Here is a 25,877-nt window from a genome sequence, read left to right on the forward strand (position 1 = left end):
TTATTTGTAGCTAGTTAAAATTATAATTTTGTGACTTTATTTTTGATGGATTGATACCAATTCTCATTTTCAATAAAATTAGGGTCAAAAAAACGTTTTATTATATTTTGTACCCTGCTATTGTTTAAAAAAAATGCATGCCAGTCATTTTGAATCAACTTTGAGTCAATTCGTTTTTCAAACCATGTTGTATCAATTTGATAGGTGTCTATCACGTTTTTGAATGCTGCTGAACTTATTATTGGGACAGTACCATCACCGCTATTTTTTTGTTCTCCGAATTTTTCAAAATCAAACAAAAATCGAAAGCCATCTTCGTTTTCCTCAATCTTTAGTTTTGTTTTTGTATCCTCACCACCTCCCGCTAGTACAATCATTTTACTTCTTAAAGAGGGGGATAAGGTATTAAAGTCGTAAATGAAATTATTTTGATTTCTAACGTTTTTCAGATGATTTAAACGGTTCTTAATTACGGAGTTTTCTTTAGAATTTTGCTGGTTTTCTTTATGTTGCCAATACGTATCAAAGTTATAGAAATTTTCCACTTTGGGAGAATAAGCTTCTTTGTACACAGGAAGTAATTCATAAATACCAGGAAATGTTCTACCTACCTTTCTAAAATCATCACTAGAATTAAATAAACGAGATTTTCCTATTACCAAATTAAAAACGGCTTCAAGTGAACCTAAAAAAGGAGGGGTAGTGAATATTACTTTATTTGTGAATTGGTCAATTTTTGAAGGAGATAGGGTTTTAAAATAACTGGATAAAACAAGTGCCCCCATACTGTGTGTAAGGAAATTGAAATCTGTTCTATCAAGTTTCTTTTGTAACTTGGTTATATAGTTACTCAGGTCTTCTGCGATATAATTGTTTGATTTCCTCCAATCATAACCAAAAATATAAACAGAATAACCTAGATCTCGTAAATAGTTTACTATTTCAGAGTAGGCTAGATTTTCAATATCTGCCCTTTCAATAATAACTTGTTTTTTTGCGTCGCTCTCTCCATCAGGCTTAAGGGCTAATTTATGAATATCTGCAAAGAATTTTTTGACACCAGACCAAAGTACTTTAAAATCCGTTTCATTAGAATTGTTTAATCTCGTTCCTTGAATTCCTGGGATTAAAATAATTGGAAGTTTTTTTTTAACAGTCATATTTAATCTTTTTCATTTTCATGAAAAAGATACCAAATTTGAATTTTATAAACAATTTGAAGAGAATAAATAGGTTGAAAAACGACGATGCTGCTTTTTTAGCAGAAAAAAAGCAGCATCTTTGAATTGTAAGATGTAAGTTTTACGAGGCTACAAGAAAAACAATAATTCCGATAATAGCTGAAAAACCATAAAGAACAACACCGATTGCTGCCATAACTCCAAAAAACTTAAAAAATGATTTTTGGTTTCCTAAGGCTTCTTCTAAATTCTGACTGTTTTTGGAGTTAAGTGCTAACTTCAATTTTTGAGAATATTTAAAAAGGTAATACGCAGGAAAAAAATACAAAAGTCCTAGAGCAATGTAAAGTATACCAAACAAAGCTCCAAAGCCACTTGGTATTTCATTCAATTCATTGGAAGGTAGCATTGTCATTATGCTTCCAAAGGAAAGTCCCATAATAATTATTAAACTAGAAAAAATGAAGCCAATAATGGATAAGAATTTTGTCCATTTCGCTATTTCGGTTAAAAAACCTTCAGAAGATTGAGTAATTGATAATTGGTTTGTACTGTTTGTGTCTGATTGTGTGATAGTTTCCATAGTAATTTTTTTTCGAATAGATAATTTGTCCATCTATCGATGGCGAATTTAATTAAAGTTAAAGAATGTTCCATATTTACTTGAAAAATATAAGACTCATTTTTTTATTACATTCCTAATAGGAGTGAATCTCGATTTAAAATAGGATTCAAGTTATACAATCAAAAACTAAGTTGTCAGAATTTTTATTTTAAGATTTAGGGTTGTCTTTGTTCGAATTTAAATGATAGATTTTGATAAAATAATAAATAAAGAATGCACAAAAAATAAAGTCTCCTGCAATAATGATAAGTACGTATGAAGTTGCAAGGTTGTTTAGGTATAATTTTAATTCAGCAAAAGCAAACGCGAATTTTCCAATAGCGCCAATTATTGCTATCCCAACGTGTTTTACTGGATCTATTGCTACCATAATATAACCAACAAAAAACAGGAGAGTTGTACCCCAGGCACCCTTATAAATTTCAAATAATAGAGGGTCAGTTAATTCTCTATTAAATAGTGCTTGAAAGGTGTATTCGGTATTAAAATAACCGAATCCAGCTCCAATAGCATTCCATAAGGATGCAAGTAAAAATAAGGTTGTGAAAATAGAATGATTCGTAGTTTTCATAATTTCTAATTTTGAGTTTTTAGTAGAAGTCAAAATTAGAGTCTAAGAAAAAGACTTGCATTTACATAGGTAAATTTTATTTTGAAGAAGTGGCTAATTTATTGCGTATCCTACTTAATTGAGTTGCACTGATGCCTAAGTAAGAAGCAATATGATACTGGGGTATTAATTGTTCTGCGGTTGGGAATTCTTTTTTGAAAATCAAATATCTTTCTTCCGCTTGCAGTAGCGCCATTTCTAGTTCTCTTTTTTCTTTGAGAACAAAAAAATGCTCTGCCACTTTTCTGCGTAGTCTTTCTATTTCAATATGGTTTTTGGAGAGTTTTTCTATTTCTGCTAGGGGGATTTTTGTAATAGTACAGTCTGTAAGTGCTTGTTGGGGTAATTTATTGGGTTTTCCTGTTATTATCGAAACATAAGAGCCAATTATATTTGGTGCAGCAAATAGTGTTTTATTGTATTCTTTGCCATCATCGGTTACATAAAATGATCGAACGAGTCCGTCTGTAAGGATTCCAATTTCTTGCGAAACTTCATTGAACTTTACAAAATAATCATGTTTTTTTAAAGTTGTTTGAACTGCGGTTTTAGAGAGTTGTTCCCATGTTTTATTGGATATTTCACTGATGCTGCTTAAAAATTGAAATATAGGGTCAGTGTGATGCGTTTTTAAATTGTCTTGTAGAGATTCCAATATTCTAAAGGTAAAGATATTATTTCACAGAAGAGGTATAAAAACCTCCAGAAGATTGAGTAATTGATAATTGGTTTGTACCGTTTGTGTCTGATTGTGTGATAGTTTCCATAGTATTTTTTATCTCCGTAAACGAGGTGCTTTTTGCAAACATAATCAAAATATTAATATATGTTTTTCTGCTAACTATAGATAGTAGAATCGGATGAACTTACTTTAATTTTGATTTTCGCCCAAAGCATAAATTTTTTGAATCCACTTTTTTCTAAACGTAGCTGAAGAACCTTTTATGGATGAAATATATGTTGTTTTGACAGGGTTTATGCCGCATAACTTAAGGGTTCCATTTTTTAATTGATTCTCTGCAGGACTTCTCATGAAAAGGATATTATACCATCTAGGTGTGTTAGATGTTATAATTATTCTAGCTGTTTTACCCTTGAAAAGTTTTTTTAGGACAGCTTTTCCCTCGATTGATTCAAATGCTATCCCAGGTAAAAATGTTCTGTCAATAAAGCCTTTCATAATGGCTGGGTAACCAAACCACCACATAGGAAACACCCACACTAAATGGTCTGATTTTTTAATTTTTTCGATTGCATTCAGAAGGTCAGGTTCAAGTTCTGTTCTTTTACGATATCCAAACTCAAGGTTGGGATTAAAATTTAGTTTGTTGATGTTGATTTTAGTGATTTTGGCATTTGTTGTCTGTGCTCCATTATGGTAAGCATTGGATAAAGCAAAATTAAAACTTTCACTGTCTGGGTGACCGTTGATGATAACTATTTTTTTCATTCTTTTTTGTTTTAGACAAAGAACGATAGTATCCATTTTTAGAAAAAGGACATTTGTCTAATTCTAAATGTTTTTTCTAATTCTGCTGAGGTGCCTTTGCGTGATCCCTAAATAGGATGCTAAATAGGTAAGAGGGACTTGTTGAAGAAAATCGGGGTTGTTGATGATTAAGTCTTGGTAACGTTTTTCTGCAGACTCCTTCTGTAACAAGAAAATTCGTTTTTCCATCTTAATATATTCCTGCTCAGCGATATATTTGAAGAAACGTAGCCAATTGGTGCTTGAGCTTTCTAGTTTTAGAATTTCTTTTCTATCAAGCGTTAAAATAGTTGCATCAGTAAGTGCTTGAATATTTTCTTGTGTAGGAGTTTGTGATAAAAATGAAGAATACGCACTGACAAAATAATTTGAAAATGTAAAACAATAGGTTATTTCTTCTTCTGTTGAAGAGTGATAAAAAGATCTAAAAGAGCCGGAAGTTACAAAAGCAACTTCATTCGAAGTTTGACCGGCTTTTATGAAAAAGTCGCCTTTTTTTAGTTTTTTTGATGTGAGTAGCGACGCTACACTATCGATTTCTTCGGAAGTTAGAATACCAAATTGGTTCAGGTAGTCTTTCATAAAAAAAGAATTGCTTAGAAATATCTGTAGTTTTTGAAAAAAAGCATTTTTAGAATTTATTTTACAGCAGAGGTATAAAAACCTTCCATGATCATAGTTTTTCCTTGGAACTCAAGTTCTGGTTCAGGAATTATTTCAGTAGTGATATTTTTAAAGCCAGTAATTTTTAATAAATCTTCCACTTCGTTCTGCGAATATTTCTCAAAGTTATGTTTTGTGAAGGAAATTTTATTCATCATTTCTTTGTTTCGAAATCCAATAAGTACTTTTCCATCGGGTTTTAAAACTCGTAAAAGTTCCTTTGCATTGGCAACAGGGTTTGGCCAAAAATAAATTGTATTTGTTGTAGTAATATAATCGATACTTTGGTCTTCAAATGGAAGCTTTTCTATGGAGCCATTTATTAGCGTAACTTGTTTTTTATCTATCAATTTTTTATTGAGTATGGTTGCTTCTTCAATCATTGTTTGCGAAAAATCCAACCCATAATACTGTAAATTTTTATTGAGAGTCAACAAGTCTTTTATGAAATAACCATTTCCCATGCCAATTTCAAGTATCAAGCTGTTAGCTTCCGGAGCCAAACACTTATATGAATTCAGGCATATATGCTTATTTCCTTTATTCATTTGCTTGCCAACTTCTTTTCCTTGCGCTCCGGTGGGTTTATAAAGTTGACTCGCTAGTTCTTTGTCAGGAAGCTGAGTGCTATTAAATTCTTGGGCCATAGTAAGTTTTTCTTTTTTTCGTGAAAGTAGAGATAAAAATTAAAAAAAGAAAAGGAGTGTGGGGTTAATCGAAAATTTTCCATAATCTAGCACCAACCCTTATAATTGGGGAGATTTCAAAAGTAGGAATGTTGTAGGTGTCAGCGTTAGAAAATTGTATTTCTTTGGCTGCTCTAAAATAGCTATGTATCCCGGGTTGTATATAAAATGTACGACCGATAAAAAATTGATAACTCATTCCAATTCCTACATCATTCGAAGGGATTTGAAGTGTTTCTCCCGTGGAAATTTGTTCTATATCAAAATTATGGTTCTCATAATAACCATAGATTTCCAAATTTCTCCAAACATTGTATCCAAAGAAAATTCCAGGAGAAGTAGTATAGTATCTATTGTAGTTTTCATCAGTTGCTCCAATTGCCTGTTGGTCTGCGTTATAAGTACCACCATTAATCACACTTACCCTAAGTCTAAATTTTTTATATCGATATCCAATTCCAACATGAAAACCACCGGTAAAAAACATAGGGAATAAACTTTCAACTTCAACGGCTTGTTCAACTTCATAGTTTGGTGGAGAAGGATGCCAGAAATTTGATTTTTCATTTTGGGATTGGGTTGTGAGGCAAACGAATAGGATGCTTATTGCAAGGAGTTTTTTTATAGTTTTCATAGCTTTATTTTTTTGTCAAAAATAAAATAGCACTACTTAAATCTTCTTGAATTAATTCAATAAATTATTTTTTTGATCTTAGTTTTGATAACCATTCTGCAGAAATTCCCAAAAAGGAGGCTATCTTATATTGAGGAATTTCTTGAATCCATTCTGGTTTGTCTTCTACTAATTTGTGATATCGTTGTTCTGGAGGTAAAAAGTTATCTCTAATTCTTTTAGCAAATTCGGTAAAAAATTGTTCGGTAATCACTCGTCCTAACTTAGAAAAATTGATACTACTATCAAATAAAGCATCAAGTTCTATTTTTTCAATAATATAAATTTCCGTTTTTTTCAGGGCACGAATGTTCATTTCACTAGGAGTATTATTTAGATAGGAAACATAATCAGTAGCAAAACTTTGAGCAAAAATAAAATCTAGGGTGCGTTCGTTTCCTAATGCATCTATCGTAAACATTTCTAAGCTCCCTGATGCCACAAGTGCGATCTGATTTACTGTTGTTCCTTGCTTTAAAAATACTTCCCCTTTTTTTAAAGTGAGCGGTTGTAACGCATTCTGTAATTGTTTGTTTTCATTATCCGATAGGGAAACAATTGAATTGATTGTTTTTAATAAATCTTTCAAGATATAATTGGAGGTTTGATTATTTATTATTTTTAATGATTTTTAAAATTCTATTATAAAATATTTCAGCAAGATTCCATTGGTAGCCATTAAAATCTGTGGTGTTATTAAATTGAATAACAACAGTATCTATATCTTTATGGAATTTAGCAATACTCTGGTATCCAGCTGCTAGTCCTGTATGTTCATACTTATACAAAGTATTGTAAATATCTTGCTCACCAGTATCAAAGATGCTTCCATTGTTAAGGGCTCTTATAAAAACGGCAACATCATGTGCAGTAGCAAACATCCCTTGGTTTTTATGTTTTTGATCCTTTTCAATTCCAACATAATAACCGCTCATTATTCGTTCTGGGTCTATGTTTTTATTGGAGTTAAAAGTATTTTTTAATGCAAGTGGAAGTAGTATTTTTTCTTTGATGTAAAAAAAACGATCCTTACCAGTTATTTTCTCAATGAGTTTAGAGAGTAACAAGTAGTTCGTATTGCTGTATCCATAGGATGCATTTGGTTTAAATTTTGCAGGTTTGTCTAAAACCATTGCGATAGTACTCTCACTGTCTTTTGGTGGGTTTTGCCAAAATTCATTAAAATCTGTGAAATTAGGAATTCCACTGCGATGCTGTACTAACATGGCAATCGAAATGTCATCAATATACTCAATACGATTTTTGTATTCTGGAAAATAATAGGCTAGACTTTTTTGCAGGTCAATTTTGTTTTCCTTGGCTAGTTTGGTAATCGCAACAGCAACATATAACTTACTTATGCTAGCAATACAAAAAATAGCATCTGTTTTAGCGGGTGTTTTAGTCTCTTTATTATGCCATCCGACTGCAAATTTTTGAGGTTCCTTTCCTTGTTCATCCACATAAACAATCATCCCATCAAAGCCAAATTCCAAACTTTGTTCAAGTTGTTCTTCAATCGAATTAGGTAAAGGAAGTATCCACGCCTTAATCAATATCCATGGAACAAAAAACAAAGAAACGATCGTTCCTGAAAAGAGGAGTGTTCTAAAAATATAGATGCTGTTTTTTTTCTTCATATTGAATTAGTTGATTTTCAAGCGGTTTTGGTGATTGGGCTTCAGGTAAAAATAGTAATATCTTTTGTGATAATCCTTTTGTTCCTCAGGTGTTTGTGTTTAAAAGTTAAACTAATTAAACTCCATGTATGTTTTTATAAAAAGTCAAAATTATTGGTAATGATGGTATCATGCAGCGAAAGTATAAAAAGCAATAAATATTGCTGGATGAGTTATCCTAATTCAAAAGTGGTGATGCCAAATACTTTATCAATCGGTATGTTGGGCGCATTACCATGATACATTCTTGCACATTCGAAAATAAAAGTAGCTTTAAAATTTTCAACAAGTTTGACCGCATTAGGATTTGACATCGGAATATCTAAATAAACCGCTTCATCCTTAGCGGCATTCATTCGAGTCTTCGAAAAAAAAATGCGTTAGGTTAAGCAACCTAACGCATTTGATAATTGTCTCAATTTTTTTAAAAAATTATTTAGCGAAATGTTCTGAAATTTTTTCAGCTACTTGATTGCAAATTTGAACATTTGATAATAATAATTCATCGTCATTTGCAACTTTATTTGAAGATTGTCTTACAATAACAATCTTTTTGTTAGGGTTGATAAAGATTCCTTGACCGTATACCCCAACTGCAGAAAAAGCACCATCATCATTATTTGTCATCCAAAACTGATTGTGATATGACCATTCTTCTCTGCCTGGATCTCCTCCAGATTTACCATCTTTAAAGCTTTGTCTCATTTCTTGATTGTCAGCGTTACTTACCAATCCATGAAATACAGATTTGTTCATGATGGTTTCATCTGAAATAGAAATTCCGTTGTTTAAAATCATTTGGCCAAATTTGGCAGCTGCACTTAAAGTCATATTTAATCCACCTCCGGCTGCCTCAATTCCTGAAGCATCTAATGTCCAAAATGCGTCCTCCATAGCACCGATTTTACTATAAATTTCATCACTAAAAAGAGTACTAATATTTTTTTCAGTTGCGCGTGATGCAATCCAGCCTAATACATCAGTATTTGGTGTACAATATTGAAATGATTTTTCAATTCCAACTCCTTGCTTTAATGTAGGTAGGTACTCGTAAATATTTCGTGGTGCGGTTGAAGTAGAGTCTCTATGAGCAAACCCCATGGCAGGTGCATATTTCCATACCGCAGCTTCAGGATTGGCATAATCTTCAGAATATTCAATGTTCAATTGCATATCTAAAACTTCTTGTACAGTTTTCTCATCATACACACTACCCAGCAATTCAGGAATGAACTTTGTAACTTTGTCACTTCCTTTTATTTTTTGTTTATATGGGTAGTCTGAGTTTTTTGAATCGTCCATTAACTTCATTATGAGTGTACCAATGATGGATTTTGAAACTGACATCATTATATGGAGTGTATCCTTAGTATTACCATTATAATGTTGTTCAAATATTTTTTTTCCTTCATGTAAAATAATGATCCCGTCGCATGCAGTAAGTCCAAGAAATTCTTGAAAATCTAATTTTTTACAATAGACGTCCTTAACAGTGAAATTATTAATGAGTTCGTTCGTTTCTTTTGATGTGCAGTCCTCTAAAATGGTGTTTTTTTCAGCACCTTTTATAGTGCGTGTTGGAAGAATTTCTCTTACATGAGAATAACTATATCGATTGTAAGGGGCGTCCATCCAATTATAAATATTTACTTGATTACATAATGGAGGAGGAAAACCTTCCATCAACTTTAAGTCTTTGTACGTCGGTTCATCTCTTCTTAATCTCTTTGCAGGTTGAATCCAAAACGTGTTTTTTTCATCAAGCTCGCATTCTTTTTCTAAGTTGTCTTTCATCACTTTTTTTTTGTTTATTATTTTATGATTCTATGTCTCTGAATTTGAAATGGACTATTTGATTAGTACTTAAACGAATAATCCATATTTTTTTATGAGCATAAAAATTGATAGCATTACAAAAATGAAGAGAAAAGAAGTGCTTTATATAATAAAATCATGAGTGCTGAAAGATTTGTAATAAATGTTTCCGTATTCAGAATAACTGCAGCAACAAGATCAAAATTTAAGACCAAAATTGATTTGTAGAGCCCCGAACTTCCAATAATCATCACCAATGTCAGTAACTTCAACTCGAGTGGAATACATTTGATAATTTCCTTCGAAAAATATTGAAGTATGTTTGTTTGAAAATGGTGTCAATTCATAACCTAAACCTAATCCAAGTTCATTACCAATACCAAATTGATGAAAATAATCCTGTTCATTTTTTTCATTAAGAAACCTGTTTTTAGTTAGAACAGCTCCCATAGCTATTTCTCCTCTGAGATAGAAGTTAAAAGACTCAATGGGATAATATTTTGTTAAAAGCCCAAAACTTAAGAAATTAAAATAGTAAGCTTCATTTTCACCACCAACAGTTGGAGAGCTACCTGTTTGTCCATTAGTCACAACAGCTCCTAACCACAAACCTTTGATATTTTTAATTCTTTTTTGAAATCCTAAAGTAATTACAAAACCTGTATTTGAAGGGTAGATTCCAACGTTCTTACGAGAACCATCTAGGTTTTGAAAATAACTTAATCCTTGGTTTCTTAATTCTTTTGAACGAAGTAGTTCTATCCCTGAATTTAGTTGTGGCGTTGTATAGCCAACGGATAGAAATACAAATGTGTCTTTGTTTGTTGAGTTTTGTGCCTTAATCTGAATTGATAGGGCAAAACAAATAAGTCCAATGATTAGCTGCTTCACTTTGTTAGTTTTAATGTTAAAAAAAACAAACTTCAGTGTTATTTGAGTAAAAATCGCTTTAAGTTATAAGTTGAGACCTATTTAATCAGGTTTTTATGTAGTTTCTTTTCTCTTAAACTCGCTGGGACTCATTCCTGTATTTTTTTTAAAAATTCGATTCATGGAGGCTTTAGAATTAAATCCACTTTCCAGTCCTAATGCTAGAATAGTTAGCTTCTCATTTTCTGGGTTCAGTAAAAGTTGTTTCAAATGACTTACTCTATGTTGATTAATTAAATCATAAAAAGAACGGTTTGGTTTCAGATTAATAATTTTAGAAACCAAATGTGTACTTTGGTTTAGTGTAACTGCCACATCTTTTAAACTTATTTTTGGATTTAAGTATAAGTTTTGATCTTTTAGAGCAGTCAGCATCTGAGCTTCAATGATTTTTTCATTTTTCGTCAACTCTTTTCTGGTGGGAAGGGCAATTTTGTTTTGAACAGCATGATTGTTTAATTCCACTAAACTTGTTTTAGGGATTACTTGATCAAGTGTGTAGTGTTGAATACCATGATACGTCATATAGAAGATTCCAAAAATTAAAATAGAATAGATAATAGAGTATACTTGAGTTACACTAAAGGACAACAAACCTAAATTTTGGAATGCAAATAAAACAAAAGAAATGGAGAGAGCATAAAGATAGATTCTAGTAAAGTTAACTAACCATTTTGCTTCTATTTCTTCTGTATTGGAATAACCATCTTTTAAACTGTAGTTATAGGATTTTAGTTCTTTAAGAAGATAGTATAGAATAATAATAAATAACATTTGAGAGCCCTTAAACAAAATTTGATAAATTAATGAAGGATTGTTAAACTGCAATATTAATTGACTTTTGTTGTAGTTATGATAAACAAAATGATCAATTATACTTATTGCTAACATTAAAATGAGTGGTAAAAATAAACTATACCAAACTAAGGTGATTTTTCTATGACTATGGGTATATTGTAAAGCAAAGAATATAAAAATAGGAAGCAGCAATAAAGGTATACTGTTCTGTAATATTAATGTAATGGAATTAAGGTCCCATCTTACCAATACGTCAGATAGTAAAAATAAACCAAGTGTTAGGTTTAAGGCAATCAATAGGTAATCTGCAATCGCTCTTTCTTTTTTACGCAAGATCAGCAGGATAAAAACTAAGATGAGACCACCAATAGCGGAATAAATATAATTCATGAAATATACTCTTATAGTTTAAAGATAAGGCTATGCGAATATAGGATTTCTATATGATACACTTTGGTTTTGTCTTTTAAGTTTGAATGTTGTTGATCTAGATCTTCTGATTATCAAATAGATAATATAGTTGATAAATAATCTGTAGAAGAGAAATAAATACAAAGGAATATAATTTAGGAATGCTATCAAAATAGGAAACAAAAAAGTCCTTCAAGGTAGCTTGAAGGACTTTCTAAATTGGAAAAATTAAGTTTGGTTATATTTTATCTCCTAAAAAGGCTTGGATTTTTTTAGGATTTCCAGCATCATCTCCCGTTAGCAAATAATAAATCATTCCAGCGTCAGAAATATCTGCTCTTTTCTCGCTATGTTTTTTCATGCATACCCAAATCCATGCAATATCGGGATCTTCATGGTTTTTTAACCAATCCCAGACACTCCAGTCGTGATTAGAACTCAAACCTACATGAGGGTTGTTTTTCATATTCTGATCTTTGATTCGCTCAAAATGAAGTTGTCCTTCACTTAAAGCAAGTACTTGGTCTATGGTGTGATGTTCTGGCCGTCTTAAATGATTATCATTGTAATAGCTGTGAGAAATAATATAAACGGATTTTAAGGATTCTTTTTTCGCACTTTTCATCACGATTGCTACAGATTGATATAGAAATTCAGAAGGCCCCATGTTTACAAAAAACAAGGGGTTTTCTGGAGTAGATTTTTCAATCTCTTTTGCCAGATGCAGAATGGCTTTCTCTTTATCAAAACCTACATCAAAGAATACATTTTTGTTAAAGTTCCACCTTTCAATAGAACCATCAACACCTTCTTTCATGTAGTTTCGTACCGTAGTATGCGGTGGTGATGGCATAAAATTATTGTAAGAGAAATGTACCAATTGATCTTGTAAATCTTTTTTAGCAAGGAAGGCTAGGGCAGCGGGTGTTGCACCCCAATCATCAGGATCTGCATAATTGTATTTGCCTTTGTGTTCCAAGTCAGGTTGTGCATTTCCATCTGCACTACAGGCAATGCGATAATTGTTGTATTTCAATCCTTGAGCCTGTAAGTTAAAGAATACAGTGCCGAAAAAAATAAGAAATGATAGTTTGTTTTTCATAGTAAAAAACTCTAAAATGATTATTCACAAATGATGGTCTCTGTTACATCTTTAGATTGTACCATCGCTTCATCGTTTGTAATTCCAGAGGAAAGTACCATTTTATCCAATTGGAAAAATTCAGACCGTGCACATATTTTTAAGGTATATTCACCAGGTTCAGGAAACTTAACTGTAAACCAAGAACTAGATTTGGGATTGTGTAAATCTAAAGCTCCTCCATATGTAAATTCACCTTTTCCTCTACTTACAAATTTTTCATAATGCTCCAATGCTACAGATTGTTGATTTACCCAAGCATAACCTATGTTTCCTGGGAAGTATATCCACGCATCGTTGGATTTGTCTCCTTCGGCATGATCGGGTTGTCTCATAAACCATTTTACAAGGTAGCCTTTGGCTTCTGGGATGTTAAAGGTGATCGAGATTTCGTGGTCTAGGTTTTGCGCATTGTAGCTGTTGTATCCATAATATTCAATGTATTTTCCGCCAGAGGCTTTTGTATCTTCCACGATTCTCCATTTTCCCTTTAAATCAAAATTTTCTGCTTCTAAAATTAAAAGGCCATCTTTAGGGTTGATGCTACATTTTTTTTCTGGTTCTATCGGAGTTTCTTCTTCGGGAATGGTCTCATCAATAGGAGCTTCTTCATTTTCTAATGATTCGGTTTTATCTTCATTACAAGAAATATTCACAAAGGAAAAAAGACAGAAAATAAATAGAATGAAGGTTGCTTTAATTTTGTTTAAATCAGTTTTTATCATGTTTAAAATAGTTTTTATAGCCTTAAATCCTTTTAAATTTGTAGACTATGGTTTAGTTGGGTTTAAAAAATATTTTGTTGTTTCAAAATTAGTATAACATCTATCATCCCTGTGTAAATAGGACTTTACAATAACTTTACTGTTTGGTTTTGTTGCTGAAATTAACTTTACTATTAGTTTATCAATCATAATTATTAACTACATTGGTCGCCATGAATAAAAAAAATAGAATTGCCATTTTGTCTATTTGCTATCTAACTTTTTGTGCGCTAAGCAGTATTTTGTTTGCTCAAACAAATGGAGAGTTAGAATTAGAACAAGGTTTAAAGAAAAGAAATTCTATCCTTGTTAAAGAAAAAGATACGGTTGCTTTAATTGATTTGTTTTTGGAGTTTGCAAACGAAGAAAAAAATAATGGACATTATACAGAGGCTTATGATCATTTGTGGAATGCAATGTTGTTGGCTGATGCTGCACATATTGATTCAAAACAGGCTTTGATTCATGATGAACTAGGAGTTTTATACGGGATTTATGGACAAGAGAAAGAGGCAATCCGTCATAAAAATATTGCACTTGATTTTGTGAAAAAAAATATTGAATTTAAAGAGGCTCGCAACTCTAGTTTAGGAAAGGCCTATTTTAGTTTGGCTGTCCAATACAGAAAGGCGCAAAAATTAGACAAAGCACTTGTATATTTGGATAGTTGCGACATGTATGATGGAAAGAAGTATGAGTTTACCGAAGAGAACCCTTATATAAATGCTGAAAAAGGGGTGATTTATTATTTGCAAAATGACTTTGATACTGCTGAAGGATATTTATTAAAGGCAAAGCAATTATTAGAAAAAGAAAAAAAGCATTTTACAATTATAGTGTATGCTTCTTTGGGAGATTTGTATGTCAAAAAAAAATCTTTTCAAAAGGCAATTTATTATTATCAAAAAAGTCTTGATGATATGGGGTTATATAAATCACATACAGACTTTAAGGCAGATGTGTTACGGAAATTAGCAAGGCTTCATAAAACAATGAATCAGGATCAAATTGCTTATGCATATTTAAATGCTTCCATAAAAATAGCAGATAGTTTGTTTAGTATCCGTAGTAGTAATAATAGCAAAATGTTTCAAGTGAAAAACAAATATCAAGAAACGATTGCTATAAAAAATAAAGAAATTTTAAAACAAGAACTGGATCTAGCAAAAAAAGATAAAATTCAATTTCGTTTGATCCTTATTTTGTGTTCGATCATTGTTCTAATACTATTACTTTCTCTAATTTTATCTCATAAATCAAAAATTAAGCGCTTAAAATTTGAAAAACAACAAGTATTAATTCAAGAGAAACACAATAAAGAAAAGTATGATCTGATGGCAGAAACCAAGAGTAAAGAACTTACGGTATCTGCATTGCAATTGATAGAAAAAGATAAAAAAATAGAATCTTTATTGAGTTTGATTAAAGATGAATCTCCTGAGAAGTATGGTAAGGTGAAGCAAAAAATTGTAAATGAGAATAAAGATTTATGGCAAAGTTTTAACCTGAGATTTACAGAGGTCAATGTAGATTTTTACAAACGTTTGAGGTTGAAACATGATACTTTGACGCCAACCGAAGAAAAACATTGTGCCTTAATTAAATTGAAATTTGATAGCAAAGAAATGGCTCGTTTGTTAAATATTTCTGTGAGTAGTGTTCATATTTCAAGGCATCGAATTCGAAAAAAAATGGGACTAGAGAGAGGAGATGATTTGAGTAATTATATTGGCTCGATTTAGCAATTGGTAGGTGGATAGATTTCTAGTTGTTTATGTTAACGGTTTATCTAAATTGGTGGTTTTGGGAAATTTAGGGCGACCACAACGTCAGATTACTCAATTGGTATTTTAGTAGGTAACTTGATGAATACTTGTATTTAGAAATAGGCGTTCATCAGTATATTGTAAATCAGTGATTTATTTTTATACTAATTATATACATCAGGCCTACGATGGTTTTGAGGTACGTTTCATAAGTCTTTAAAGACTAGTTTTAAGGCAACTAACCAAAACCAATAAAAATGAAATTTAAATCAAAAAGAACTGTTCAAATACAGTTCCTAGTACTGTTGTGCTTAATTTTTAGCTTAACATGTACAGCCAAAGAAATTCATGTAGCTAAATCAGGAGTTAATGCACCAACTGGCAGAGGCTCTTTAAATGCGCCCTATTTAACCATAAGTTATTTATTTAATACTAAATTAGTACAACCTGGTGATATTATTTTAATGCATCAAGGTGTTTACAGAGAAACAGTTGTTGTAAATGTAAATGATGTAACCATCAAACCATATAACAATGCTATTGTAACTGTATCTGGTGCTAATTGGTATGGAGATAGTAATTGGACAAGAGATCCTAATAGGACGGGTGTTTTTAAAATGACTTTAAACCAAAATCAAGTCGAAACCGAATTCACACAATTTTTTGTCAATGGACAGCACAAACAAATAGCGAGGTTCCCGAACAATACTTCTCCGTACATAAGTTACATCAAAGGAAGTAATAGAGAAATGATGAACCCCAGGGATCAGAAAACAGGATTTGCTGTATTGTTAAATGCAAGCAAACCTGCAGGTAACAATCAAACAGGACAAGTTACATTCTCTTGGCATGGAGGAACACAAAAGTTGCCAAATGTAACTTTTTCGGACGAAGCAATTGTCAGAGGGTTTATTGGGAAATTGAGAAATAATATTTTTTCTTATTCGGGTGATGGTGGACAAGTAACCAAAGCTGGAGATAGATTAGTGAAATTTAAATCTTATAATACTCAAGGTAATATTTGGGGAACTGATGTAGCGGTAACACAACCAGAAGGGTTTGGATACATTATGGATTTATCAGTTTTAGATTATGAAGGGGAGTGGTTTTACAAAAAAAAGCAAAATACGATTTACTACAAACCAGTAGGTGGAACCATAGCAGGAAAAAACTTTGAAATTCAAAGAAGAAAATTCACACTGAAAGTTCATGCAAATAATGTAAAAATCCAAAATATAGATTTTAAAGTGGGAGAAGTCGAGTTAAAAAATGCCAACGCAACTACTTTGTCTAATTGTACATTTACATATCTGTCTCCTTTTCAGTATAGACGAACATATGGATCCTTTAGACAAGGAATTCTATTAAATAATGCGGATAATACAACTTTTGAAAGTTGCTATATCGGACATACGTGGGGAAGTGGAATTATTATTTTAAAAGGTTCAGATAATTCCAAAATTAACAATAGTTATATTGAAGATATTGGTTGGATGGGACAGTTTACTATAGCTGTGGAAAACAATGGGAATAATACAAAGATTACGAAAAACACATTCAATAAAGCTTCCCGATTTCATATTAGAACAACAGAGTCAGTGTATGCCAAAATTACAGATAATGATTTTTCTGGTGCCATGTCTTTAGGAGAGGATGCTGGTTCTATTATGTTTACAAGTACAGGAAAAGCAGAAGGATTGGATATGAAAGGCACAGAAATAGCTTGGAATAAAATTCATGATCAAAAAGGGATTCCTGCCTATGACCCTCAAGATTGGAGTAATAAAAAGTTTATTGTTGCCTTGTATTTAGAAGATACCGATAATTACACAGTACATCATAATTTAATTTATGGTTTGGATGATGAATATACAAGTGTTCGTTTAAAAAGTAATGGAGAACCTGAAACTACAAAAAACAATAATATTATTGCATACCTAGGTCCTAGAACTAAAAACATGGCAAATAAAATGAATTATTACAATAATACTTTTTGGGGGTATAATCATTTAATTAGCTTCTGGCACTTAGAGGGAGGAAAAGTAAATAATATGGAGGTTAAAAATAATTTAATGATGAATGGAAAGACAAATTATTTAAGTGCTGGAAATAATAGCGTTACAGAAACTAACTTTTTTAATTTTACTCAAGAAATTGCAAAGCCTCCTTTGAATTATAATATTATTTCTGGTAGAAACAAATCTGTTGTAAATGCTTCTGACCATTTTATAGATGCAGGGAATGGTAATTTTAGGTTGAAAACGAGTTCAACTTATAATACCGGAGGGTTGAAAATTTCCGGTGTTACAAAAGCTTCTGATCCTGCTATTGGTGCTTGGGAAGGAAGTACTACTTGGTGGAAAGACCGTGTTATTAATGCAGGTTCATCATTGAGTTCTGTTTTGTTAAAGGACGTGAAAGGGAAAGCAAACGTTAAGAATATAAACGAAGAACAAGGCGATGTTTTTAAAAGCTTAGTAATATATCCTAATCCTTTTAATGAAACTATTCATGTGGTATTGGACACTCAATTAAATCAAACGAATGAAATAAAAATAAAAATTATAAATAGCATAGGAATGTTAGTGATCGCTGAGTCAATTGATGCTAGAGTGGATAAAGAAATAGTAATTCCTACAAGTAAATTGGCAAATGGTATCTATTTTATTGAGGTAGTACAGGGAGAGAGTAGCATTGTGAGAAAACTTGTTAAATAAATGTATATACCCAAAAAGCAAAAACCAGTGATAGTAGTCACTGGTTTTTTTATAAAAAAATGTTTTTAGATCATTTAACAATCAATTTTTGTGTTTTTACAGTTTCCTCGGTGGAAATTGTAATATAATAGACTCCAGAACTGAGTTGTTGTATGTTTGTTTCAGAATCATCATTGGCTGACTTGTCAAATGAAAGCTCTAGGCCACCATTTATGTTAAAGATTTTAATACTGCTTTGTTGTTGACATAAAACGGTAATAAATCCATTTTTACTTGGGTTTGGGTATACTATAGGACTATTTTTACCTTCATTATTTAATTGGATACTCTCCTTGGTGCTAATTTCCTTAGAAGAAAGGTTAGTATAGTTTTTTACATATATTTTTAGTTTTACGGGAGTGATATTTCCTGAAACTCGATTGGAAATATATTCTATGAAATTAAAATATTTTTTAGAACCTTCATTTTTGATGCCACCATGATTGTTGATGTAGCTTTGCGCAGCTGATTTAGAATTGAATTTATAAGTTCTTTTCATAGAAGGGGCATTTTTAGGAGTCAAGTTTGCAAAGTTTACTGTTCCTGCTTTATCTGTAATATTACCTTTGATGTTGAATTCCAGACTTCCATTCAAATTAATTTCATCATCCATATCATTGTGTTTTACAAATGAAACATCAAATACTTCATTAGGATTAAAGTTTGTTGTTTTTATTTGAACTTTTTCATTAGGGTCAGGATATGGGTCTTTATGATTTAATCTATGAATACCGTTTTCTCCAGAGTTATTTAACCAAAACACTTTGTTAAATATAAATTTTGCCGCAGGGTTGTTTTGACTGAACCCTTCCTTAGCTTCAACTTCCGCGCCATCTGTGGTGAAATTGTGAAATCTTACGTAATTAAGGTTGATATTATCATTGTCTTTTTGAATAAGTATCCCACTTGCCGTATTGGTTAGGTTACTATCCGATTGATGAATGATTGAATTTTTTATTAAGTAACCAAAATTAGATGAGATGTAGATCCCGAAACGACTAGCATTAATTACAGTCAATTGGTCAACGATAGATAGAACCCTATGAGAAGAACCTGATAACCTATTTTGTGATTTAAATCCATCAGAACATCCTATAGATTTATTACCTTTAAATTGTATGAGTGGTACCGCGGTCCTAACAATTTCTAAGTCTAAAGGAAATGGGTTGATCATTCCTTCTTTTTCAAAAATACTGGTATCAACTTTGTCTGCAACTATAGAGTTTTCTCCGCTTCCTTGGTAATGAAAAGCAACACCTGAAGTTGTTGCGATATTGTTAAGCATTTTCACGGCTCTACCTTGCATACCATAAGCTGCCCCTCCTTTAAAATCATCATCCAGATCTACTCTTAAAGTTCTTCTAATCGGGCTTGTCATGGGTTCATTATTTGGTAAAAAAGGAGAGGTGGCATCATAGCGAATATTAACCACTAAATTTTTTCTCCAGATTCCTGTCTCAGAACCACTTTCAGCAATCATACCACCACCTTCAATATCAAAAACCACATTGTCTGAAAAATCTGCATGACTATCGTGGTGAACCATTCCCCAGCCGGGTGATCCCCAGACCACATTTCCTCTGGCGATGATTAATTTTTCAGAATTCAAGCCTCTTAGTGATTTGTGAAAATGAAAACTATATCTACCTCTTTGGTTTTCTATATTTTGGATGGCATCAAATTCGTCTAGGTTTGCGTTGTTGAATTCTATGTCTCTTGCATTTCCTGTTCCTGTAATTGTAGGGACTCCTAATTTTAAATCATCTACAATATTACTTTTGTCAGTTCTACCAAGATCTTTAAAAAGTGTGTTTATTATTTGGATGTCGCCGTTTAACATAAACATGGTATGCCCTCTTTTGGTGATGTTTGTTTGTGTTTCGGTAAACGTTGAGTGAATTTTGATGTTTCTGGTTAAATTAGCAACATATGGAAAATAGCTTTTATCTTTTATGGTAACACCTTTATGTTCTCTTTTTGTTGGAGAGTCTATGGATATTTTAGTGCCGTTGATGTTGGTAATAGTAAATACTTCATCTGCATCTCTCCCTATTAATTTTGTGCCTGTCACGACTATTTTGTCACCTACTTTCCAGTTTTTTGGTACTGATTTAATAAAAATTGTTTTTGAATTCAGAGGTACATTTCCTGATAATTCTGAAAAGTCCAATTTATCAGTCCCTTTGATTCTTACGATTCCCATAGTCATAAGGCATAGACTTACTTGGTTTTTATCCCATTTATATCTACCATATACTCCAGAACCGTCCGAAGGAATTTTTTTTCCAAAATGATCATAAACGGGTTGGTTTTCACCGTTCGTAAAATAATTCAACGTATTGTTACTCCAAGGAATACCGCCATAATTATTATTGTTGTTTACTTTTTTTAAAATATCATAAGGCCGTATTTCAATGTCTATGTCCGATGCGCTATCGGAGGTAGCTGTAATATTTAGCTTAGAAGTGGGAGTGTTATAAAAGGTATCGACAATAAGTTTTCTCTTACTTGTATTTCCGTAAACGTTAAATTCTCCCTCATTTTTTATTACAAAAATATGTGCACTTGTGCTGACCACATTATAATTTACTTTTTTGCCATTAGGAATACGTACAATTGCTCCTGTCGATGGTATGGTTCCAGTATTCCAGGTAGATTTTGAGTTCCAGTTTCCGTTTTTAATGGCAATATGTGTAAATACATTGTTCGGGATAATAATTTGAGAATACCCTTTGAACATAATTAATCCGTACAGCAATATGCTGTAGATAGTCTTTTTTAACATGATTTTTTGGTTTAAGTTTGGTTGGTCAAAAAATCCTATTTATAAATTATTAATTTGTGGCTATCAGTAAATTAATTGTAGTATAATTAGTTTTGTTAAAGAATTTGTTACCAGCAATCAGTCGGTATAGATAATTGCATATTGGTATGTAGTGTTTTTTTAGATAAATAGAATCATAATTTACTAAGAACGACATCAATGGAATTAAAAATAAGCTTTTGTGTTTGGAATATAGGGAGTTATCCTTTGATGCGTGTTAGATAAAACTATGGCAAAGGATAATTGGTTAGATTACATAATTAACGAAGTTGATTGTGTAATGAGAAAAGATAAAAAGCGCTCATAAAAAATCCCTCAAGAATTTCTTGAGGGATTTTTAGTTTTAATGAAATAAGTTAACGATTATTTTGTCAACCAATTTTTAGCATTTGTAAAAGCTTCTAACCAAGGAGAAACTTCATCTTTTCTGTCTACTGGATAGTTAGCCCAGTTCCATTGAAATATAGAACGTTCAATATGAGGCATCATTACCAAGTGACGTCCATCATTAGATGTCATCATGGCTGTATTAAAATCAGAACCATTAGGATTTGCTGGATAACCATCATAACCATATTTCGCTACGATGTTGTATTTTTCTTCGTTGTAAGGTAAATTGAATTTTCCTTCACCATGAGAAATCCATACTCCTAAAGTGCTTCCTGCCAGTGTGTTTAACATAACAGAATTGTTTTCTTGAATAGCCACAGAAGTAAACCCACTTTCGTGTTTGAAAGAATCATTATGACCCATTTTTGGTTTTTCTTCATGATCTGGATTGATCAATCCTAGTTCTACAAATAACTGACAACCGTTGCAAATTCCGATAGACAAAGTGTCTTCTCTTTTAAAGAAATTGTCTAAAGCTGTTTTTGCTTTTTCATTGTACAAAAATGCTCCAGCCCAACCTTTAGCAGATCCTAAAACATCAGAGTTAGAGAATCCTCCAACGGCTCCAATAAACTGAACATCTTCTAGGTTTTCGCGCCCTGATATTAAGTCTGTCATATGTACATCCTTTACATCAAAACCAGCTAAATACATAGCATTTGCCATTTCTCTTTCTGAGTTAGATCCTTTTTCACGGATAATGGCTGCTTTTGGTCTTGGTTTGCTAGCATCTAGTTCCGGTAATTTTCCAGTAAAGTTTGATGGGAAATCAAATTGCAAAGGTTGTTCTTTGTAATTATTGAAACGAGTTGTAGCCAATCCATTTGCTGTTTGTTTGTCGTCTAATAAATAAGACGTTCCAAACCAAATATCACGTAGGTAGGCAACATTAAATATTTCCGTAACATCTCCATTTTTGATGGTAACTTCACTACTTCTAATAGCGTTACCTAAAACAGTAAATGCAACTCCGTTTGCATTCAAGATATTTTCAATTTCTGCATCATCAGATTGAATAATCACTCCACTATTTTCAGCAAATAAAGCTTTTATTGTGTCAGCTTCTCCTAGTGCTGTAATATCAATATTAGCACCCACCATAGTTTGAGAGAAACACATTTCTAAAATAGTAGTTAACATACCACCTGCAGAAATATCATGTCCTGCTAAAATACGTCCTTCTTTGATTAATTGTTGAACCGTATTAAACGCAGTTTTAAACTTCTCTGAATCATTGATATTAGGACTTTCGTTACCAATACCTGCTACCGCTTGAGCAAAAGAAGAACCTCCTAACTTAAAACTATCATTAGAAAAGTCAATATGATAAATTTTATTTTGAGCTTTTTTCTTGAATACTGGCTCAACAACCTTGTTGATATCATTACAATGTCCCGCCGCAGAAATAATCACTGTTCCTGGAGAGATCACATCCTCGTTCGGGTATTTTTGCTTCATTGATAAAGAATCTTTTCCTGTAGGGATGTTGATTCCTAATTCAATAGCAAAGTTAGAAACTGCTTCTACTGCATTGTATAAACGAGCATCTTCACCTTCATTTTTACAAGGCCACATCCAGTTTGCAGATAAGGATACAGATTTTAAATCCTCTTCAAGCGGAGCCCAAACTATGTTTGTTAATGACTCTGCGATTGCATTTCTAGATCCAGCAACTTCATCAATTAAACTTGCAATTGGAGCATGTCCAATACTTGTAGCAATTCCTTCTTTACCTTTAAAGTCTAATGCCATAACAGCTACGTCATTCAATGGTAATTGTAATGGTCCGGCAGTTTGTTGTTTTGCAACTTTACCACCTACACAACGATCTACTTTGTTAGTTAGCCAATCTTTACAAGCTACGGCTTCTAATTGAAGAACGTTTTCAAGGTATTCATGTATGTGTTCTGCTTCGTATGATAAAGCATCGTATTTTCTTTGAATTGATTTATCGTTCATGATTGTTTTTGGAGAACTTCCAAACATATCATTCATAGATAAGTCCATTGGTTTTTCACCTGTAGTAGCAGATTCAAAGGTAAATTGATCATCATTGGTGACATCACCAACAGTGTACATAGGAGAACGTTCTCTGTCTGCAACACGTTTTAAATAATCAACATCTTTTTCATTGATAACCAATCCCATTCTTTCTTGAGACTCGTTTCCTATTTTTTCTTTAGCAGAAAGGGTAGGGTCTCCTACGGGTAATTTATCAAGATCAATTTTACCTCCTGTATCTTCTACAAGTTCAGATAAACAATTTAAATGTCCACCTGCACCATGATCATGAATAGAAACAATAGGATTTATATCACTTTCTACCATTCCACGAACTGCATTTGCAGCTCTTTTTTGCATTTCAGGATTAGAACGTTGTACCGCGTTTAATTCAAGTTGACTGTCCATTCCACCGGTATCAGCTGAAGAAACTGCAGCTCCACCCATACCAATTCTGTAGTTGTCACCTCCTAAAATTACAATTTTATCTCCTTCGTTAGGAGTATCTTTTAACGCTTGCTCGTTTTTACCGTATCCAATTCCTCCGGCTTGCATGATTACTTTGTCAAATCCTAATTTTCTTAGAGAATCAGAACTTGTTGTAGTTTCATCAGCTTCAAAAGTCAATAATGAACCAGAAATTAATGGTTGACCGAATTTATTTCCAAAGTCAGAAGCTCCATTAGAAGCTTTGATCAAGATATCCATAGGAGTTTGGTATAGCCAATCTCTTTCTTGCATGGTTTCCCATGGTCTGTTTTCAGATAAACGAGAATAAGATGTCATGTAAACGGCAGTACCTGCCAACGGTAAAGATCCTTTACCTCCAGCTAATCTATCTCTAATTTCTCCTCCAGACCCTGTTGCAGCACCGTTAAAAGGCTCAACTGTTGTTGGGAAATTGTGTGTTTCTGCTTTTAATGAAATTACAGAATCAAAATCTTTAGTTTCATAAAAATCAGGTTTGTCCGCAGATTTTGGAGCAAATTGCTCTACTTTAGGCCCTTTTACAAAAGCAACATTGTCTTTGTAAGCAGATACAATCCCATTTGGATTTTGTTCTGATGTTTTACGAATCATTTTGAATAAAGAAATATCTTTTTCTTCACCATCAATTACAAATGTTCCGTTAAATATTTTATGTCTACAGTGTTCTGAGTTGATTTGTGAAAAACCAAATACTTCTGAATCAGTTAATTTTCTTCCGATTTTTTGAGACATTCCCTCTAAGTAAGCAACTTCGTCATCACTTAAAGAAAGTCCTTCTTGCTGGTTAAATGCTTCAATATCTTCAATATCTAAAACAGCTTGCGGTTGTACGTTTATTGTAAACAACTCTTGATCCAGATTAGTATATAATACTTGTAGCATAGGATCAATGGCCGCATCTTTTGAATCTACTTTTGTAAATTCTTCAATTCTGATAATTCCTTCAATACTCATGTTTTGAGTAATCTCTACGGCATTGGTACTCCAAGGAGTAATCATTTCTTTTCTTGGCCCTACAAAGTAACCATCAATTGCTGATGCTTCTGCTTGTGTAGCGTTTCCAAAAAGCCAAACTAATTTTTGAATGTTTTCTTGTGATAGTTCTTTGGTTTGAACTGCAAATACTGTTGTATCGCGTTGAAAGAATAGAATCATTGAGTCTTAAATGTTAAAAGCTTTATTGCTTAGATTTTTAAAAGCACAAAAGTACAAAAAATGTTACAAAATCTGATGAAAGAATTCTACCTAAAAACCAAAGATTTTTTTTGAAAAAATGAACGGATAATATGTTTTTAATTAGTTGTTTGTCATGTTTTTAATCGTATTTTTTTGAAATCAGCTTTGAGATAGTAAAAACATGATTTAAATGGATTTTAGTCTGAGTATTAAAAAAGACGCAATAAAATATTGCGTCTTTTAAAATTTAATAAGTGTAAGTGTTAATTAACAACAAATGTTTCTCGTATAGAGTTGTTTATGATTAAATAATAATTTCCTTTTTGTAGCGGTTTAATATTTAATTCAATTAAACTATCGTTACTTATGAATGTAGTTTTTGTAATTCCTTGACTGTTTATGATTTTGATATTGAAATTTTGGCATTTTGGATTTTTTATTCTCATCCAATTTTGTGCTGGATTAGGGTAAAATTCAATTCTCTCGTGTTCAGAGGTTTTGGAGCCTAAGAAATATGCAAAACTATGGCCTTGATAAACTGAAAAATTTTCTGCTTTTTCAGGGAAGGCTTTATCAAACTCATGTTTGAAATAAAACACCTTATTATTTGGGGTTGCTGTAGAGCTATAAATATGGTGTCCATCTCTATTGTAAAGTGTCATTATCCAATACTTTCCCGGAATTAACACTTGATCAGGTATGGACATAGTAGTAATGCCATCATCAATGCTTTTTGATTCTGACATTGCAATAAGTTGATATGGCGCATTGTTACTATCAGAGTAGATTGCCGTTTTCACTTGGGCTCCAGATTGATTTCCTATTAAATTAATAGTATTTATAGTGCTTGTTTCTAAATTAGAAAATTGGGTTCCAGTAATAAAGTCTCCCAGTGAATTTATTGTGGTAGTCATTCCTTTCTTAGAATTCAAGCCGATTATGTTTTTCGATTGAGAGTGTAATTGGAAACATATAAAAAATGCAATTGTATAAATATGTAGTTTTCTCAT

Annotated in this window: 21 protein-coding genes; 2 read left to right on the forward strand and 19 right to left on the reverse strand. The window is 32.3% G+C overall.

The features are described from left to right. Positions 1–20 precede the first annotated feature (20 nt). From AC2DGP_RS00905 to AC2DGP_RS00980, 16 genes are all read right to left on the reverse strand, one after another. Positions 21–1,160, reverse strand: a complete 1,140-nt coding sequence (locus AC2DGP_RS00905) for an alpha/beta hydrolase (protein ID WP_484491149.1) — start codon at positions 1,158–1,160, stop codon at positions 21–23. A gap of 142 nt (positions 1,161–1,302) precedes the next feature. Further along, positions 1,303–1,764, reverse strand: coding sequence for a DUF5362 family protein (locus AC2DGP_RS00910; RefSeq protein ID WP_484491150.1), 462 nt, complete (start codon positions 1,762–1,764; stop codon positions 1,303–1,305). Positions 1,765–1,954: 190 nt separating this feature from the next. Continuing rightward, positions 1,955–2,377: a hypothetical protein gene (locus tag AC2DGP_RS00915; RefSeq protein WP_484491151.1), complete on the reverse strand. Its 423-nt coding sequence runs from the start codon at positions 2,375–2,377 to the stop codon at positions 1,955–1,957. A gap of 76 nt (positions 2,378–2,453) precedes the next feature. After that, positions 2,454–3,071: a Crp/Fnr family transcriptional regulator gene (locus AC2DGP_RS00920; RefSeq protein ID WP_484491152.1), complete on the reverse strand. Its 618-nt coding sequence runs from the start codon at positions 3,069–3,071 to the stop codon at positions 2,454–2,456. A 216-nt stretch (positions 3,072–3,287) separates the two neighbouring features. Further along, on the reverse strand, positions 3,288–3,866 hold the full coding sequence (locus AC2DGP_RS00925; protein ID WP_484491153.1) for an NAD(P)H-dependent oxidoreductase: 579 nt from the start codon (positions 3,864–3,866) through the stop codon (positions 3,288–3,290). A 63-nt stretch (positions 3,867–3,929) separates the two neighbouring features. Next, entirely contained in the window at positions 3,930–4,487 is a 558-nt protein-coding gene (locus tag AC2DGP_RS00930) for a Crp/Fnr family transcriptional regulator (RefSeq protein ID WP_484491154.1), read from the reverse strand. 56 nt (positions 4,488–4,543) lie between these two features. After that, a complete protein-coding gene (locus AC2DGP_RS00935) occupies positions 4,544–5,215 on the reverse strand; it encodes a class I SAM-dependent methyltransferase (protein ID WP_484491155.1) in 672 nt (223 codons plus the stop codon). A 64-nt stretch (positions 5,216–5,279) separates the two neighbouring features. Further along, a complete protein-coding gene (locus tag AC2DGP_RS00940; protein WP_484491156.1) occupies positions 5,280–5,888 on the reverse strand; it encodes a hypothetical protein in 609 nt (202 codons plus the stop codon). Between the two features lie 64 nt (positions 5,889–5,952). Continuing rightward, positions 5,953–6,516, reverse strand: coding sequence for a Crp/Fnr family transcriptional regulator (locus AC2DGP_RS00945; protein ID WP_484491157.1), 564 nt, complete (start codon positions 6,514–6,516; stop codon positions 5,953–5,955). Between the two features lie 19 nt (positions 6,517–6,535). Next, positions 6,536–7,567: a serine hydrolase domain-containing protein gene (locus AC2DGP_RS00950; protein WP_484491158.1), complete on the reverse strand. Its 1,032-nt coding sequence runs from the start codon at positions 7,565–7,567 to the stop codon at positions 6,536–6,538. Positions 7,568–7,779: 212 nt separating this feature from the next. After that, positions 7,780–7,962, reverse strand: coding sequence for a GNAT family N-acetyltransferase (locus AC2DGP_RS00955; RefSeq protein WP_484491159.1), 183 nt, complete (start codon positions 7,960–7,962; stop codon positions 7,780–7,782). 76 nt (positions 7,963–8,038) lie between these two features. Next, a complete protein-coding gene (locus AC2DGP_RS00960; protein WP_484491160.1) occupies positions 8,039–9,400 on the reverse strand; it encodes a serine hydrolase domain-containing protein in 1,362 nt (453 codons plus the stop codon). Between the two features lie 219 nt (positions 9,401–9,619). Beyond that, positions 9,620–10,312, reverse strand: coding sequence for a hypothetical protein (locus tag AC2DGP_RS00965; RefSeq protein WP_484491161.1), 693 nt, complete (start codon positions 10,310–10,312; stop codon positions 9,620–9,622). A 93-nt stretch (positions 10,313–10,405) separates the two neighbouring features. Beyond that, positions 10,406–11,539 (reverse strand): helix-turn-helix domain-containing protein, encoded by a 1,134-nt coding sequence (locus AC2DGP_RS00970; RefSeq protein WP_484491162.1) that lies wholly within the window; start codon positions 11,537–11,539, stop codon positions 10,406–10,408. A gap of 259 nt (positions 11,540–11,798) precedes the next feature. Beyond that, on the reverse strand, positions 11,799–12,662 hold the full coding sequence (locus AC2DGP_RS00975; RefSeq protein ID WP_484491163.1) for a hypothetical protein: 864 nt from the start codon (positions 12,660–12,662) through the stop codon (positions 11,799–11,801). Between the two features lie 20 nt (positions 12,663–12,682). Continuing rightward, on the reverse strand, positions 12,683–13,426 hold the full coding sequence (locus AC2DGP_RS00980) for a hypothetical protein (protein WP_484491164.1): 744 nt from the start codon (positions 13,424–13,426) through the stop codon (positions 12,683–12,685). Positions 13,427–13,638: 212 nt separating this feature from the next. On the opposite strand from AC2DGP_RS00980, the gene AC2DGP_RS00985 reads away from it, so the two are divergent. Together AC2DGP_RS00985 and AC2DGP_RS00990 are read left to right on the forward strand one after the other, a co-directional pair. Beyond that, positions 13,639–15,207: a tetratricopeptide repeat protein gene (locus AC2DGP_RS00985; RefSeq protein ID WP_484491165.1), complete on the forward strand. Its 1,569-nt coding sequence runs from the start codon at positions 13,639–13,641 to the stop codon at positions 15,205–15,207. A gap of 281 nt (positions 15,208–15,488) precedes the next feature. Next, a complete protein-coding gene (locus AC2DGP_RS00990) occupies positions 15,489–17,948 on the forward strand; it encodes a T9SS type A sorting domain-containing protein (RefSeq protein ID WP_484491166.1) in 2,460 nt (819 codons plus the stop codon). Positions 17,949–18,018: 70 nt separating this feature from the next. Here AC2DGP_RS00990 and AC2DGP_RS00995 read toward each other — a convergent pair whose 3' ends face one another. From AC2DGP_RS00995 to AC2DGP_RS01005, 3 genes are all read right to left on the reverse strand, one after another. After that, the gene (locus tag AC2DGP_RS00995) at positions 18,019–20,772 is read right to left on the reverse strand and encodes a T9SS type A sorting domain-containing protein (protein WP_484491167.1); all 2,754 of its coding nucleotides are present in this window, start codon (positions 20,770–20,772) and stop codon (positions 18,019–18,021) included. A 402-nt stretch (positions 20,773–21,174) separates the two neighbouring features. Further along, positions 21,175–24,846 (reverse strand): phosphoribosylformylglycinamidine synthase, encoded by a 3,672-nt coding sequence (gene purL, locus AC2DGP_RS01000; RefSeq protein WP_484491168.1) that lies wholly within the window; start codon positions 24,844–24,846, stop codon positions 21,175–21,177. Positions 24,847–25,130: 284 nt separating this feature from the next. After that, a complete protein-coding gene (locus AC2DGP_RS01005) occupies positions 25,131–25,877 on the reverse strand; it encodes a T9SS type A sorting domain-containing protein (protein ID WP_484491169.1) in 747 nt (248 codons plus the stop codon).

Source organism: Flavicella sp. IMCC45537, assembly GCF_057197705.1.

Excerpts from the sequence above, each read along its gene's own strand:
- AC2DGP_RS00915 (WP_484491151.1), bottom strand. The coding sequence starts at position 2,377 with ATGAAAACTACGAATCATTCTATTTTCACAACCTTATTTTTACTTGCA.
- purL (WP_484491168.1), bottom strand. The coding sequence starts at position 24,846 with ATGATTCTATTCTTTCAACGCGATACAACAGTATTTGCAGTTCAAACC.
- AC2DGP_RS00980 (WP_484491164.1), bottom strand. The coding sequence starts at position 13,426 with ATGATAAAAACTGATTTAAACAAAATTAAAGCAACCTTCATTCTATTT.
- AC2DGP_RS00930 (WP_484491154.1), bottom strand. The coding sequence starts at position 4,487 with ATGAAAGACTACCTGAACCAATTTGGTATTCTAACTTCCGAAGAAATC.
- AC2DGP_RS00925 (WP_484491153.1), bottom strand. The coding sequence starts at position 3,866 with ATGAAAAAAATAGTTATCATCAACGGTCACCCAGACAGTGAAAGTTTT.
- AC2DGP_RS00995 (WP_484491167.1), bottom strand. The coding sequence starts at position 20,772 with ATGTTAAAAAAGACTATCTACAGCATATTGCTGTACGGATTAATTATG.
- AC2DGP_RS00970 (WP_484491162.1), bottom strand. The coding sequence starts at position 11,539 with ATGAATTATATTTATTCCGCTATTGGTGGTCTCATCTTAGTTTTTATC.
- AC2DGP_RS00975 (WP_484491163.1), bottom strand. The coding sequence starts at position 12,662 with ATGAAAAACAAACTATCATTTCTTATTTTTTTCGGCACTGTATTCTTT.
- AC2DGP_RS00985 (WP_484491165.1), top strand. The coding sequence starts at position 13,639 with ATGAATAAAAAAAATAGAATTGCCATTTTGTCTATTTGCTATCTAACT.
- AC2DGP_RS00950 (WP_484491158.1), bottom strand. The coding sequence starts at position 7,567 with ATGAAGAAAAAAAACAGCATCTATATTTTTAGAACACTCCTCTTTTCA.
- AC2DGP_RS00990 (WP_484491166.1), top strand. The coding sequence starts at position 15,489 with ATGAAATTTAAATCAAAAAGAACTGTTCAAATACAGTTCCTAGTACTG.
- AC2DGP_RS00955 (WP_484491159.1), bottom strand. The coding sequence starts at position 7,962 with ATGAATGCCGCTAAGGATGAAGCGGTTTATTTAGATATTCCGATGTCA.
- AC2DGP_RS00940 (WP_484491156.1), bottom strand. The coding sequence starts at position 5,888 with ATGAAAACTATAAAAAAACTCCTTGCAATAAGCATCCTATTCGTTTGC.
- AC2DGP_RS00910 (WP_484491150.1), bottom strand. The coding sequence starts at position 1,764 with ATGGAAACTATCACACAATCAGACACAAACAGTACAAACCAATTATCA.
- AC2DGP_RS00935 (WP_484491155.1), bottom strand. The coding sequence starts at position 5,215 with ATGGCCCAAGAATTTAATAGCACTCAGCTTCCTGACAAAGAACTAGCG.
- AC2DGP_RS01005 (WP_484491169.1), bottom strand. The coding sequence starts at position 25,877 with ATGAGAAAACTACATATTTATACAATTGCATTTTTTATATGTTTCCAA.
- AC2DGP_RS00905 (WP_484491149.1), bottom strand. The coding sequence starts at position 1,160 with ATGACTGTTAAAAAAAAACTTCCAATTATTTTAATCCCAGGAATTCAA.
- AC2DGP_RS00960 (WP_484491160.1), bottom strand. The coding sequence starts at position 9,400 with ATGAAAGACAACTTAGAAAAAGAATGCGAGCTTGATGAAAAAAACACG.